Annotated in this window: 14 protein-coding genes; 6 read left to right on the forward strand and 8 right to left on the reverse strand. The window is 49.8% G+C overall.

Annotated elements, in window-relative coordinates:
• Window positions 1-317: 317 nt before the first annotated feature.
• Window positions 318-1,010 carry a hypothetical protein gene (locus ACY2RQ_RS08840; protein ID WP_490112599.1) on the forward strand — a complete coding sequence of 231 codons (693 nt, stop codon included), beginning with the start codon at window positions 318-320 and terminating at the stop codon, window positions 1,008-1,010.
• Window positions 1,011-1,126: 116 nt separating this feature from the next.
• Window positions 1,127-2,362 carry an SGNH/GDSL hydrolase family protein gene (locus ACY2RQ_RS08845; RefSeq protein ID WP_490112600.1) on the forward strand — a complete coding sequence of 412 codons (1,236 nt, stop codon included), beginning with the start codon at window positions 1,127-1,129 and terminating at the stop codon, window positions 2,360-2,362.
• 69 nt (window positions 2,363-2,431) lie between these two features.
• On the opposite strand, the gene ACY2RQ_RS08850 is transcribed toward ACY2RQ_RS08845, so the two are convergent.
• The gene (locus ACY2RQ_RS08850; RefSeq protein WP_490112601.1) at window positions 2,432-2,890 is read right to left on the reverse strand and encodes a methylglyoxal synthase; all 459 of its coding nucleotides are present in this window, start codon (window positions 2,888-2,890) and stop codon (window positions 2,432-2,434) included.
• A 338-nt stretch (window positions 2,891-3,228) separates the two neighbouring features.
• Between ACY2RQ_RS08850 and ACY2RQ_RS08855 the strand changes: the two genes are divergently transcribed.
• Both ACY2RQ_RS08855 and ACY2RQ_RS08860 read left to right on the forward strand, forming a co-directional pair.
• The gene (locus ACY2RQ_RS08855; protein ID WP_490112602.1) at window positions 3,229-3,528 is read left to right on the forward strand and encodes a hypothetical protein; all 300 of its coding nucleotides are present in this window, start codon (window positions 3,229-3,231) and stop codon (window positions 3,526-3,528) included.
• A gap of 69 nt (window positions 3,529-3,597) precedes the next feature.
• The gene (locus tag ACY2RQ_RS08860) at window positions 3,598-4,047 is read left to right on the forward strand and encodes a YHS domain-containing (seleno)protein (RefSeq protein WP_490112603.1); all 450 of its coding nucleotides are present in this window, start codon (window positions 3,598-3,600) and stop codon (window positions 4,045-4,047) included.
• Between the two features lie 114 nt (window positions 4,048-4,161).
• Here the strand turns inward: ACY2RQ_RS08860 and ACY2RQ_RS08865 are convergent, their stop codons facing one another.
• Together ACY2RQ_RS08865 and ACY2RQ_RS08870 are read right to left on the reverse strand one after the other, a co-directional pair.
• Window positions 4,162-5,427 carry a 6-phosphofructokinase gene (locus tag ACY2RQ_RS08865; protein WP_490112604.1) on the reverse strand — a complete coding sequence of 422 codons (1,266 nt, stop codon included), beginning with the start codon at window positions 5,425-5,427 and terminating at the stop codon, window positions 4,162-4,164.
• Between the two features lie 184 nt (window positions 5,428-5,611).
• The gene (locus tag ACY2RQ_RS08870; RefSeq protein ID WP_490112605.1) at window positions 5,612-6,208 is read right to left on the reverse strand and encodes a hypothetical protein; all 597 of its coding nucleotides are present in this window, start codon (window positions 6,206-6,208) and stop codon (window positions 5,612-5,614) included.
• Between the two features lie 214 nt (window positions 6,209-6,422).
• Here ACY2RQ_RS08870 and mpl point away from each other — a divergent pair, with 214 nt between their 5' ends.
• The gene (gene mpl, locus ACY2RQ_RS08875; RefSeq protein WP_490112606.1) at window positions 6,423-7,781 is read left to right on the forward strand and encodes a UDP-N-acetylmuramate:L-alanyl-gamma-D-glutamyl-meso-diaminopimelate ligase; all 1,359 of its coding nucleotides are present in this window, start codon (window positions 6,423-6,425) and stop codon (window positions 7,779-7,781) included.
• Window positions 7,778-8,416 (forward strand): flavin prenyltransferase UbiX, encoded by a 639-nt coding sequence (locus ACY2RQ_RS08880; protein WP_490112607.1) that lies wholly within the window; start codon window positions 7,778-7,780, stop codon window positions 8,414-8,416. The genes mpl and ACY2RQ_RS08880 overlap by 4 nt, the downstream gene beginning before the upstream one ends.
• A gap of 617 nt (window positions 8,417-9,033) precedes the next feature.
• Here the strand turns inward: ACY2RQ_RS08880 and ACY2RQ_RS08885 are convergent.
• The 5 genes from ACY2RQ_RS08885 to ACY2RQ_RS08905 all read right to left on the reverse strand — a co-directional run bounded on the left by ACY2RQ_RS08885 (window position 9,034) and on the right by ACY2RQ_RS08905 (window position 12,481).
• Window positions 9,034-9,876, reverse strand: coding sequence for a hypothetical protein (locus ACY2RQ_RS08885; protein WP_490112608.1), 843 nt, complete (start codon window positions 9,874-9,876; stop codon window positions 9,034-9,036).
• Window positions 9,877-9,922: 46 nt separating this feature from the next.
• Window positions 9,923-10,246: a cupin domain-containing protein gene (locus tag ACY2RQ_RS08890; RefSeq protein ID WP_490112609.1), complete on the reverse strand. Its 324-nt coding sequence runs from the start codon at window positions 10,244-10,246 to the stop codon at window positions 9,923-9,925.
• A gap of 98 nt (window positions 10,247-10,344) precedes the next feature.
• Window positions 10,345-10,659 (reverse strand): hypothetical protein, encoded by a 315-nt coding sequence (locus ACY2RQ_RS08895; RefSeq protein ID WP_490112610.1) that lies wholly within the window; start codon window positions 10,657-10,659, stop codon window positions 10,345-10,347.
• A 161-nt stretch (window positions 10,660-10,820) separates the two neighbouring features.
• Window positions 10,821-11,294: a hypothetical protein gene (locus tag ACY2RQ_RS08900; RefSeq protein WP_490112611.1), complete on the reverse strand. Its 474-nt coding sequence runs from the start codon at window positions 11,292-11,294 to the stop codon at window positions 10,821-10,823.
• A gap of 131 nt (window positions 11,295-11,425) precedes the next feature.
• Window positions 11,426-12,481 carry a polysaccharide deacetylase family protein gene (locus ACY2RQ_RS08905; protein ID WP_490112612.1) on the reverse strand — a complete coding sequence of 352 codons (1,056 nt, stop codon included), beginning with the start codon at window positions 12,479-12,481 and terminating at the stop codon, window positions 11,426-11,428.
• Between the last annotated feature and the right edge of the window lie 18 nt (window positions 12,482-12,499).

The raw sequence follows: 12,499 nt of genomic DNA on the forward strand, positions 1-12,499 counted from the left end.
TTATCTTCTGCTGCTTGAATCCAACCCCAGCTTAAAAAGATGTAATACACACTGTTCCCTTTAATTTTCAGCAGTACGTCTGACATCGGAGTACTCATTTGGGTTAGGTCAACTAGAATTTGAATGTCTATTTTGAATGTCTATGAAAAGTAAGAGGAGAGGTATTCACCTTGTCCTTCTTTTTTCCGTGTGCCTTCTGTAATGGCAAAGGATTTGTGCTTTGCCTGTTCGTGCTCTGGCTGTTCCTTCCTGCCAAAGGCCACTGCGGTATTATGCCGGTCAGCGTAGGGGGGGATCCTGTGCCCGATGACCGCCCCTTGCTGATTTCAACCAGTGAGATGGCATACGAGCTTTTTGATGCTGTTCCGAGCCTTAGGCTCGACAGGAACCTGATAGGTTTTATCGATATCAGGGCTCTTTTTAATGTCCGGCCGGCGACACTGGGTCTGGATTTCAGGGTGCGGGCTGCTTACTTGAGATCTGTACGATTCCTCAAGCTCGTTGAATACAGCAATGAGCCAATAAGTTTTAACGGACGGGTTATTGTTGATGTTCATGGAACAACGGATAACATGTTATCTTTTGAGAGTGAAAGAGGAATGTTGAAGGCAAAACCAGGAATACTGGGCGGCTGGCTGGCGCGGTCTTTTTCTTCCAATAAAATCAAGCCTGGGCAAATAGACGTCCCCTGTTGCGGGTACTCCGATGTTAGCAGTGAATTGGTTGCCGGTTACAGGGCCGGTGGCGGCACAGATGTTGTCATCAACGGCTTTGACGCCCTTTATGTTCAGCTCAGAAAGGAAAAGACAGGGGGAATGCCGGGAGGGGAATTTAATGTCGAGACACCAGAGGGCACATATACAGGGTCGCTGGTTGATTATCTGCTTTTCGGTTCGGCTCCCGACTCTTTGCCTGAAAAATACATCATGTCCTCGCGTCTCGGCACACCTGAGCCCGTGGTTGCCCCTTCAACAGGCCAGGGCCTGGAGGCTTGCCATGACACGAAATAGTCTCTGCATGCCCATGGTTTCCGGTCTGGCGTGCTTCTCTGGATAGGCGGTGATTCCTTTTCTATTCTGGTTTATGTATTTAAATAATTTATAAAACAACCACTGGCCAGAAAATAATGATAAGGATACCACCTCTTTTTTCCCTGGTTCTCGGACTCCTTGTTTTTGCGTTTGCCTATACGTCTTCCGCTGCTGCAGAGAAGCAGGTGGGACGTTTGATTGTTTTCGGCGACAGCCTTTCCGATGATGGCGGCGACAATTCCACCTGGTTTCTACTGAAAACCCTGAACGGGCTGACGGGGGATCAGGGAATCCAGCATATGGAACCCTGGGTGCATAACTGGCTTTCAGAACAGATTTCCAATTACACATGGTTGTGCGATCACCAGTTCGCTAACTGTTCAAAGTATGAGCAAAAGGTTCTCAAAGCCCTGATTGTCTTTACCGGGAAATCAAACCTTATCCCTGTCTCCCCCCGCCCCCATTACGATAATGGCCGCTGGAGCAACGGGCCTGTGTGGACAGAATACTTCGCGAGAATGATGAGTCTGAATCCGGCAGACCGGAATCATTATCGTAATGAATCCCATGCCGGCAGCTGGTCATTGTGCGTTGGGGACAAAGCCCTTGGTATTCTGGACATCGTTGGCGATGTGAAATCGGTTGTGAAGGATATGATTAAGGGCAGCCTGATTCCTCCGTGCCTGAAACTGATAGTAAAAGGCTATCTGTATAAATATGAGAGCTTTGATAAAGATGATGTTGTCATCGTATTTTACGGAGGAAATGATTACCTGAACCGGTTTCAAAATCCCCAGAGGGTGATTGAGGCTCAGGCAGAAATGATTGAGTTGATGATTGCTAAAGGTGCAAAGAATATTGCCTGGCTGAATATGCCGGATTTAGCGGGAACCCCAAGGTTTTCATCGGGAGTATTTACCTCACAGGCTGGAGAAGTCTCCAACCTTATCGGTCAGCATAATATTGCTATGCGCAGTGAATGGGAACGGTTGAAGCAGACTTATTCACAGGAGGGCGTAAGCATTATGTATGTGGATGCCAGCGCAATTTTTAAGGAAATGTTGAATGACCACTTCAGTTATGGTCTGACGATTGTGGATAAAGCCTGTAGTACATTCCCTGTTCCCGGTCTGGATGTGCTGACTAAAAGTCAACAGGGTGCACAACCCGGTTCCGATGAAGGGACTGTTTGCTCAAATCCCGATGAATATGTGTTCTGGGATACCGTTCACCCAACAACCCATGTGCATAAAGTGATTGCCCGGAAAGCCTGTGAGTTGATGAAAAAGCAGGGATATATTTGTGATAAAAGCCTGATTGACCCGAACTGAAATCAGGAGGGGTAACCCGGCTGGATTACCCTGTTATCCATACACTCAGAAAGTCCCTCAGAAAGCCACTCAGGAAGGGCGCCCGGATGCATAGGCTTCATAGTCCGGAGCTGAACGCTCAAAGGGCGTATCAAACAGCTTTGAGGTAATCAGCAGATCCGCTGAGGCAGGGTTACAGGCTACGGGAATATTCCATACAGCCGCCAGGCGCAGCAGGGCTTTTACGTCCGGATCGTGGGGTTGGGCCTCCAGAGGGTCCCAGAAGAAAATCAGGGTATCAATTTTAGACTCAGCAATCATTGCGCCTATCTGCTGGTCGCCACCCATTGGGCCGCTGATCAGTTTTTTTATATCCAGCCCCAGTTTTGAGCTGATCATCTGTCCGGTTGTTCCGGTAGCGAACAGGGTATGTTTTTCCAGCTGGGCACGGTGGATACCCACCCATTCCAGCAAAGCCTGTTTCATGTTGTCGTGGGCAACCAGTGCGACTTTCCGGTCCGCGGGCATGGTAATGGTTTTGTATTTCATAAATTGGGATGAATCCAGTTTATATCGTTAGCAGATGCCATGTGTGCCACTCTGTACAGTTAGATTGGGTTGGCTGGCCATACAGAACCGCATGATCTGGTTGCATAGAAAGAATAGGCGGTCACAATTTAGCTATGTTTGTGCAGGTTATCAGATAACCATTAGTCACTATAGGTTACCCTTCTGTCTGGCCTGTTCTTGTTATAGTGTTGCCTCGCCCTTATATATCGGTTCTTTAAAAGAGGCATCACTGGCCAGAGGTTTGGTCTGTTTGAGTTCACTCTTGGTGTATATCCCGAAATGCTGTTATCTGAGAGGTTTTCCAGAAGGATGAAGTTATGGTGAAGCGTTTAACCCTGCTGACTGTGTTGTTGATCCCCTCTTTCGCCTACAGCGTGGAAATTCTCAACTGTGACCATCAGCAATCCCTGTGCGATGCCCAGTGTACCATTACTAATATTGGTGATGAGAAGAACCTGAATATCTGTAAAACCAAATGCCTGGGCAAGCGTATATCGTGTTCCGTCCATAAAGGCGTGGATGCCGCGAAGGACGCCGCCAAAAAAGCCGAAAGCTCCGGGGGAGACCTGGGGGATAAAGCCAGAGCGCTGTGGGAAGGTATGACGGAAAAACAGTAAGTGTTGCGGTTCGGGCATCTGGCTTCTTAAATAACAACGATGTCCATTGGGTCTGGAAGGGTGACGGAGATGCTGCTACGCCGAATATCATACGTTCTCTGGCTATCTGCTTTTCTTTTCTGCCAGCAGGCAAGTGCGGGAAAAGTTTATACCAGTTTCTTCAGTAACAAGGCTGTTGGTGGTTATGACACCGTGGCCTATTTCATTGAGGGCAAGCCGGTGAAGGGAAAGAAGCAGTTCTCGACCAAATGGCAGGGGGCGGACTGGTTGTTCTCAAACCAGGCTAACCTGGATCGTTTCAAAGCCAAACCTGAACAGTATGCGCCCCAGTATGGAGGTCATTGCGCCTGGGCCGTGGCTGAGGAGGACACTCTGGTAAGCGGCGATCCCCTTTACTGGAAAATCGTCGATGGAAAGCTGTACCTGAATTACGATGCTTCTGTGCAGAAACGATGGGAGAAAAATATTCCCGGCTTTATCGCCAAAGCCAACAAGAACTGGCCGGGGCTTAATCGTTGATACAGGTTGAACCCTGTAGAGTTTGAATTTTTTTCCAAACAAAACAGCCCGGTTTAACCGGGCCGTTTTGTTTCGGGTTGAATACTTCTGGCCTAATTTTAACGCATCAGGCGCTTATACATTGAAGGTTTCCAGTTTCTTTTCCACCATGTTTTTTTTCAGTTTGGCGAAAACAGGAACACCGTTCTTGAAGGGAGGAAAGTCTTCTCCCTGGATCAGGGGCTTGAGATAGTCCCGGCATTCTTCGGTGATATGGAGGCCATCGGCAGCAATAAAGTGCTCGGGGATTTTCATCTCCACATTGGCAACCATTTCCAGGGGCACATCGCCAATGCGCCATACGTATTCGTCTGTCTCCGACTCCTCACGCACGATAGTCGCCATCACCGCATTTTTGCCTTCCAGAGCGTGCTCAACAGCAGCACGACCAACAGCGTAAGCCTGTTCCACATCAACGGCGGAAGAGAGGTGACGAGCGGCACGTTGCAGGTAATCAACAACGGCCCAATGGTATTTATAACCCAGGGAGTCTTTCACCATTCGTGCCAGGATCGGCGCTGTACCACCCAGCTGCACATGACCGAAAGCGTCCGTGGTGCGGGAGGCGGACAGGTAGGTTCCGTCAGCGTAGTGGGTGCCTTCAGAAGCGACGATGACACAATAACCATGGTCTTCAACAATCCGTTCTACCTTGGCCAGGAAGGTTTCACGGCAGAAGTCCACTTCCGGGAACAGCAGCATATGGGGTGGATCATTTTCTTCTTCCATAGCCAGGGCTGCGGCGGCGGTAATCCAGCCAGCATGACGACCCATAACTTCCATAATGAATACCTTGGTGGAAGTTTCATGCATGGATTCGATATCCAGGGATGCTTCTTTCACGGACGTTGCCACGTACTTGGCGACAGAACCAAATCCGGGGCAGGTATCTGTTGCGGGCAGGTCATTGTCTACGGTCTTGGGAATTCCGATACAGATAATGGGGTAACCCATTTTCTGACTGTACAGGGCAAACTTGTGGGCGGTATCCATGGAGTCACCACCGCCGTTATAGAAGAAGTAGCCAATATTGTGGGCTTTAAACACTTCAATCAGGCGTTTGTATTCTGCTTCGTTGGCTTCAATACTGGACAGCTTGTAACGGCAGGAGCCAAATGCGCCGCCTGGGGTGTGACGCAGGGCGGCGATAGTGTCTGTGGACTCAAGGCTGGTATCAATCAGCTCTTCACGGAGAGCTCCCAGAATTCCGTTGTGCCCGGCATAGACTTTTCCTATTTTATCTGGGTAGCGTCGTGCAGTCTCAAGTACGCCACAGGCGGAAGCATTAATAACAGCAGTTACACCCCCAGACTGGGCATAGAAGGCGTTTTTTACAGTCATTCCGGGATATACTCCTGAATATTCAGTATTAAGCGGCAGTCACTTTTCTGGTGATATTGGCCCTATGGGCTGCCGGGCGGGTGAATAATACTTGAATGAATCAGATTTGGCATGTCTGACTTTATCGAGAGTACAAAAATCAAGGGGATAAAAACTGTAGCCCGGTGATAAAGTCAGAGGTTCCCTATTCAGAAGAAAATCCGCAACTGTATTTATATTCCTCATTCTTATTCAACTGCGCATCCTTAAACTCTGCGATTTTTTTCTTGCAGGAGTCCAGAAAGTGGACGAGTAGTTCTGAAAACAAACTCATTAATTCACCCTCGGGTAGATTTGGTAGTGCCAGTGAATATGATCTGTTAAAGAACCAGGCATACATACTGGCTAAGTGGTGCCTATTCCTTTGGTAATAGTCTTCTGTTTGCGAGGTGATAAAAGCAGCTCTGTCGGCCATGCAGTAATCCCCGGATTCAATCAGATGTCTCAACCTTGGGATCACAACTCTGTTCATCACAATGGGTAACATATAGTCCGTGATTTCTCTTTTAAGAAAGGGAGTTACTGCTTCTCGGCAACTTTTAACACTTCCTTCATCGTGGCATAAAAATCCATATATTTTTGCTGTTTCAAAGAGAATAGACGGCTGATCAAGCTCATCGGCTTCCTGCTTCCTGTCGTTTGGTTTGGAAAAGGCCAGCCCGGATGCCAGCATAATCAGCCCGACAAGGCTCAGTAGACAGACAACGCTAAGAAACTGTCTGGAAACGGATGGTTCTGACATAGGGACTCCTTGACTTCAAACCAGAGAATATGAAACCGGATACTAAGAGATGGAATTATGGTGTTGTCTGACAGGCCGGTCAGGAGGGCTGACGGATAGAGCACCGGAAGTTAATTCAGGAACAGGTATAGAGAAAAGAATTCCAGTGGAGGGTATGCTAAAGAGCAGAACAGATATTCATTCTTATTCCTGAATCTCTTATTTATATATTTATATGCATATACACATCCTAGGTATCTGTGGAACATTTATGGGCAGCCTGGCGCTGCTGGCCAGGGCGGCCGGTCACAGAGTGACAGGCTCGGATCAGAATGTTTATCCGCCTATGAGCACACAACTTGAAGAGCAGGGCATTGAACTGCAGGAAGGTTATGATCCGGCGCAGCTGGAGCCGGCCCCCGATGTTGTAGTTGTGGGCAATGCCATGAGCCGTGGTAACCCGGCGGTGGAGTATGTGCTGGATAAGGGCTTGTCTTATATCTCCGGCCCTCAGTTTTTGGCAGAACATATTCTTCCCGGGCGATGGGTGCTGGCCGCTGCTGGTACCCACGGCAAGACCACAACAGCGAGTATGCTGGCATGGATTCTTGAATATGCGGGTATGGCCCCCGGTTTTCTTATTGGTGGAATTCCCGGTAACTTTCCCGTGTCTGCCCGTCTGGGGGATACCCCCTTCTTTGTGATTGAAGCCGATGAGTACGATACGGCTTTTTTCGATAAGCGCTCCAAATTTGTCCACTACCAGCCCCGTACAGTGATTCTTAATAACCTGGAATATGACCATGCTGATATCTTTGATTCCCTGAAGGATATTCAGCGCCAGTTTCATCATCTGGTACGGATTATTCCCGGTAGCGGTCAGGTGATTGCACCATCCCACGATTCAAATCTGGCGGAAGTGCTGGATATGGGATGCTGGAGTGACTGTTGCCGTTTTGGGCCGGGAACAGGGTTCAGAACCCAACTGCAGGCACCGGACAGCAGTGCGTTTGATGTTTATGTTGAAGGAAAGCTCTCCGGAAGAGTTGAGTGGAACCTCACCGGTGAACATAACCGCAATAATGCGTTAGCGGCTATCCTTGCCGCCCGTCATGTAGGCGTTACCCCCAATATTGCCTGTGAGGCCCTGAATCAGTTCAAAGGGGTCAAGCGGCGTATGGAGCTGCTGGCCGACTGTGCAGGAGTCAGGGTATACGATGATTTCGCCCACCATCCGACAGCCATAGCCACAACCCTTGAAGGGCTGCGGGCTAGTGTGGGAACAGAGGGCATTATCCGGGCGGTTATTGAGCCCCGTTCCAATACTATGAAAATGGGCATTCACAAGGGGCAGCTGGCGGCAGCAACGGCAGCGGCTTCTGATGTTGTGTGGTACGAACCCGAAGGTTTGGAATGGTCCCTGGAAGAGGAATTGAGCCATAGCCCTGTACCGACCCACACTGAACAGGATATTGATGCTTTGGTGAATTATCTGGTCACCACCCGTCGGCCGGGTGAGCATCTTGTTATTATGAGCAATGGTGGTTTTGGTGGACTCCATAAAAAGCTGGTGGCAGCCCTGAAGGATATATGAAAGGAAAGATTGGAATAACTGAGCGGGAAACCATCACCCTGGCCATGACAGGTGCCTCAGGTGCCCAGTACGCCTGGCGTCTGCTGGAATGCCTGGTGGCGGCTGAACATAATGTGTTTTTCATGATCAGCAAAGCCGCCCAGCTGGTATCGGCTACAGAAACCGATATGCAGCTGCCCGGGCGTCATAGCTTGATGGAAGGGTTTCTGACCGATCGCTTCCGGGCCAGGGAAGGGCAGATCAGGGTTTTCGGACCGGAGCAGTGGATGTCTCCGGTGGCTTCCGGGAGCGGAGCTCCCAGTAAAATGGTGGTCTGTCCGGCCAGTACTGGTGTGCTGTCAGCTATTGCTACCGGAGCCAGCAATAACCTTATAGAACGGGCCGCGGATGTCGCTCTGAAGGAACGCAGACAGTTGATTCTGGTGCCCCGGGAGAGTCCGGTATCCGAGGTTCATCTGGAGAATATGCTTAAACTGACGCGTATGGGGGCAACAATCCTGCCGGCCAGTCCCGGGTTCTATTATCAGCCACAAAGCATTGATGATCTGGTTAATTTTATTGTTGCCCGCATACTGAATCAGCTTGGCATTGAACAGAGGCTTGTTCCCCGCTGGGGAGATGACCAGCTGTCATAAGCCTGCTGTTACAGGATAATGATGTGTCCATGGCCGGAAAAAGCAGGAAAAAGAAGGATCAAAACGTTCAGAAAAAGGAAGCGCATATTAAAGGAGGGAAAACATGTTGTTCTGTCCCTCCCGAGTGCAGGGTTTGATACCTGATTTGGCTGTGTGGCTTTCGTGCTGAAACTGCACGTTTTGATGATGGAAAATTTTAAGAAACTTTATTTGCAACAATGCGCACAACCCATCTCAGTACAGGTTCCACATGGATAGCTATCATGGCTGCAGCAAACCCTGCCACATGAGAATCCACAGGATTCTCCACTTGGCCTGCATTGTTCACTACTCAATTCGAGTAGCGTTCCATTATTAATAAAAGGATTGCCTGCCTCTGGGCTTTCTGTTGTGGGCATGTTACTGGCGCTTATACTACAGCTAAGTGTAAGGAGAGCTACTGATGCTGAAAATCTCAACATCCCCAATATATTCGTATGAGCTGGGATATTCTGTGTATTTGCGTTCATAGTATAACCATTACCAAGCATTACCAAGTAGACGTCAGTTACAGTGACTGCGTACCTATTTACAGTAACTGCGTGCCTATTTTAGTTGCTCTGGTCAGTTTGGGTGGTTTATTTGGAGGTTCTTAACCAGGTGGCAACACCATCCAGTATCACGGCAAGGCTTATACCTTCTAACAGTGCAGGAGTGGTTGTTTCCAGAGGGAATCCGGCGGGCAGTTCACGGTAAAAGACACTGTGCTGGTAATGGGCAGAAGGCTGGGTAGACACCATTAATACGGAGCCGGGAACAGGTGATGTTTCTATCCAGCTTCTGATGGTGTCTGCAGTATGGCTGCGGTGCCAGCTGTGATTTTGCCACTTGCGGGGGGAATCAAAGACTTTTACGGGAATCTGGTTCATTCCCGGGGGAAGGGGGTAATAATAAACCAGAAGACGGGCAGCTTCTGTTTCGTGGAGTGGGTAGTGTTCCTGCTCTATGGAAGCTGCAATATCGGGGGCGAGAAGGGAGAAAGTGGCTTTTACCCGGTCAATGGATGGCGTAAGAGGCCGTTGTCCGGTGAGCACAATCAGATGTTTAAACCTGATACCTTCATTCCACAATTTAATCAGCCATTCCAGGCGCTGCTTCATATTGGGAAGCGTTGACCCCGGCAATATGGCGTAATCATACTGCTGTTTTTCAGGGAACCAGGAGGCGATAAATCCAGCCTGCTCCAGTAGTTGCAGCAGTTGCTGTTTTTTCTCCGGGGCTAATTCAACTGCGGGCAATTGCCAGCGTTCCTGGTCAGGTTTGCGCCCCCACTGTTTTATGAAATGATCCCGGTATTCCTGCCAGTTGCTGATCTCAGGCATGGACAGCAACCGGGATAACTGGAGTAATGGTTCCGGAACAGTCTGGAACCTGCCTGTTTCCAGCGCATTGGGTTGAGATAATCCTTTTCCCTGATACATAACCAACATCCCTGTCAGTAGCAGTAAGACGAATGTTCTAACTGGGTTATATGCTGTCAGCATGCAGTGCCAGCCAGACTGTTTCGCAGGTTTCATCGGTCCACTCTATCCTGTGCTTCTTGTGGGCAGGGATAAGTAGATAATCACCGGGTTTAAGATTAAGGGTCTGTTGTTCCACTTGCAGTTTTGCCCCGCCGGAAAGCAGTACTACCCATTCATCATTGTCCTGGTCGTACCACTCCCCTTCTGGTGTTCGATGGCCGTGGGAGACGATGCGTTCAAGCTTAACACCCGGGCGTTCAAACAGTTTCTCCAAGTATTCGCTGTCAGGATTGAAAGGGGCTTGGTTAAATAAATTGGCTGAGGACATATTGATAACCCTGTTCCCGTTACCGGGAACAGACTATAGCAGTGTTCTCAAGACCGGGGTTCTTAATACCGGGACTCTTAATGTTTAATGTCTGGGCATCACAGGCGAATGCCATTCGCGGCTTCATGGGAAGAACCCGCGCTGTGCTGAGTCAGGGAGCTGTCCAGTTCCGGCAGAGGCCAGTCGGCCGGGTAGTACTTGGAGAGTTCTTCCATCAGAGCCGTATATTCACTGGCGGGTTTGCTAAGCAGGTACAGCAGGAAGGTGTACATACGGTCGGACATGGATTTGCGCAGCTTTCTCAATTCATCTTCGCTGAGGGCTCCGCTGTTGTTCAATTTCTCGACAGAGGGGTTGCGCAGGCAGGTGGCTGTAATAATCAGGGCGAGCTTTTTGACGGTATTTTCATCCATGGTACACCAGGCAGTCAGTCCATTTTCACTAAACCTAGTTGTAATCAGGGAGTGGGCAAGGGTGGGGAGGGAAAGCGGAAAAATGTTGGCGCTGATGAGTTTTGCCAGAGTCTTTTCAGAAATGAAAGAACCGGCCCTGACGGGCCGGAAACAGAGACTGATTAATTCTTCTGGGTAATTTTGTCCATGTCGGCCTGCCAGTGCTGATCACGCTGGTACATCAGGGCCGTGCCTGTACCAAGAGCCGCGCCACTCCAGAAGCCGGCAACCATACCTATGCCCGCGCCGATGGTAACACCGGCCAGTGTTCCTCCAGGGCCGCCAATGGAACCGATAAGCCCACCTATAATCGCACCGCTGCTCATACCGCCGAGGTGTCCGAAGAAACCGCCGGAAATCATGCCCCAGAGACCGCTGCGCAGATAATTAAAAGCATGGCTCTTTCTGCAGGAGGTGCTCTTTAATGATTTCTGTGCAGTTGTCGTTGTCTCAGTAGTAACAGGCATTTTGGGTGCGGGAACTGTTACCTTGACCGCCCCTTGAGTGCTGGTCGAGGAGGGTTCTGCCTGATGACCGCGTTGTGTCCAGCAACTGGGGTGGATCAGCGTGTGCAATATGCTGCTTATTTTGCTCATAGTTCATCCTCCTTGAATGTATAAGTCACCTAAAGCTTCCAGACTTTTATTTCCAGACAGCAGAATTTTATGAGCAGTGCCGAATAGTGGCTATTCGACATCAGTCTCTGCGACCAAGGTCGAACATATTATCAATCTATGGCTTTGCCGTATTTGTTCAGGCGCACCCAGCTCTGTGAGAACCAGTACCAGCGACCATCAGCCCCGGGAGCGGTACAGTTGACCCGTGAACGTCCAAGGGGGAGAGGAGAGGGGAGAGCAACCTTTAATAGGGTTTTGTCTTCATTCAGCCACTCAAGGTCAAGGGTGTGACCCAGGGCGTAGCAGGCGACCTGGGAAGGTGACCAGCCACCGGGCTTGAGGGTGAGGGTAAGGGAATCAAGCTTCCCGTTTGCGGGAGCCATGCCGGAATCAGGGCTGGTACTGATAACGGGAAGGGGCATGCTTTTCACTTTCAGGGGAAAGCTTTTCATCGCTCCATAACCAGCACCCATAGGGTATCGTGGCATTTTCGCTGGGTTGGAAAGCAGGCCCACAGCTCCGGATTGCTGGCCGAATCCCAGGTAACCCTCATCCAGAATCATCTGTTCCAGTTCCGGTGCGGTTTCTCCAAAAGGCCAGGCGAGGAGTTTCAGGTTTTCACCGGTTTCTTTGGCGATACGGGCTTCTGCTTTCGCAAGCTCCTGGCGGTTACGGTTCACCCATTGCTCAGTGGTTTCGTCTTTATTTCTTTCCACCATATGGCTGTGGTGGACGGTGTGGTTGGCCAGGCTGGCACCGTATGTTTTCATCTCACGAAGCTGCTTCCAGCTCAGGGTGCGTTTCTGCTTCTGATCCACTGCCCCGGTATTCACGAAAATGGTGAATGGAAAATTGTATTTGCGCAGCTTCGGAAGCGCGTTGGTGTAGATGGACTCATAGGCATCATCAAAGGTGATGACGATGGTTTTGTCCGGAAGTGGCTTCCCAAGGCGCAGTTTACGGGTAATTTCAGGAAGAGGGGCAACGGTAAAACCGTTCTCTTTCAGGTACTGCAGGTGCTCTGCAAAAAGAGCCGGTGGTGTGCTGGTGGACGCAGGCGTGGAAGCATCAATGTGATGGTATTGCAGTATGACCACATCGCTTGCGGATGCGGACATAACCATTACCAGAACAGTGGCCATGGAACATAACAGACGACGCAGCAAAACAGTTCACTCCTCTAT

The sequence above is a fragment of the Parendozoicomonas sp. 209JJ7-1 genome (assembly GCF_058147085.1).

What these genes read in the sequence shown, in the direction of transcription:
- ACY2RQ_RS08860 (WP_490112603.1), top strand. Translation starts at nt 3,598, where the DNA reads ATGCTGCTACGCCGAATATCATACGTTCTCTGGCTATCTGCTTTTCTT.
- ACY2RQ_RS08845 (WP_490112600.1), top strand. Translation starts at nt 1,127, where the DNA reads ATGATAAGGATACCACCTCTTTTTTCCCTGGTTCTCGGACTCCTTGTT.
- ACY2RQ_RS08850 (WP_490112601.1), bottom strand. Translation starts at nt 2,890, where the DNA reads ATGAAATACAAAACCATTACCATGCCCGCGGACCGGAAAGTCGCACTG.
- ACY2RQ_RS08895 (WP_490112610.1), bottom strand. Translation starts at nt 10,659, where the DNA reads ATGGATGAAAATACCGTCAAAAAGCTCGCCCTGATTATTACAGCCACC.
- ACY2RQ_RS08885 (WP_490112608.1), bottom strand. Translation starts at nt 9,876, where the DNA reads ATGTATCAGGGAAAAGGATTATCTCAACCCAATGCGCTGGAAACAGGC.
- ACY2RQ_RS08890 (WP_490112609.1), bottom strand. Translation starts at nt 10,246, where the DNA reads ATGTCCTCAGCCAATTTATTTAACCAAGCCCCTTTCAATCCTGACAGC.
- ACY2RQ_RS08880 (WP_490112607.1), top strand. Translation starts at nt 7,778, where the DNA reads ATGAAAGGAAAGATTGGAATAACTGAGCGGGAAACCATCACCCTGGCC.
- ACY2RQ_RS08870 (WP_490112605.1), bottom strand. Translation starts at nt 6,208, where the DNA reads ATGTCAGAACCATCCGTTTCCAGACAGTTTCTTAGCGTTGTCTGTCTA.
- ACY2RQ_RS08900 (WP_490112611.1), bottom strand. Translation starts at nt 11,294, where the DNA reads ATGAGCAAAATAAGCAGCATATTGCACACGCTGATCCACCCCAGTTGC.
- ACY2RQ_RS08865 (WP_490112604.1), bottom strand. Translation starts at nt 5,427, where the DNA reads ATGACTGTAAAAAACGCCTTCTATGCCCAGTCTGGGGGTGTAACTGCT.
- mpl (WP_490112606.1), top strand. Translation starts at nt 6,423, where the DNA reads ATGCATATACACATCCTAGGTATCTGTGGAACATTTATGGGCAGCCTG.
- ACY2RQ_RS08855 (WP_490112602.1), top strand. Translation starts at nt 3,229, where the DNA reads ATGGTGAAGCGTTTAACCCTGCTGACTGTGTTGTTGATCCCCTCTTTC.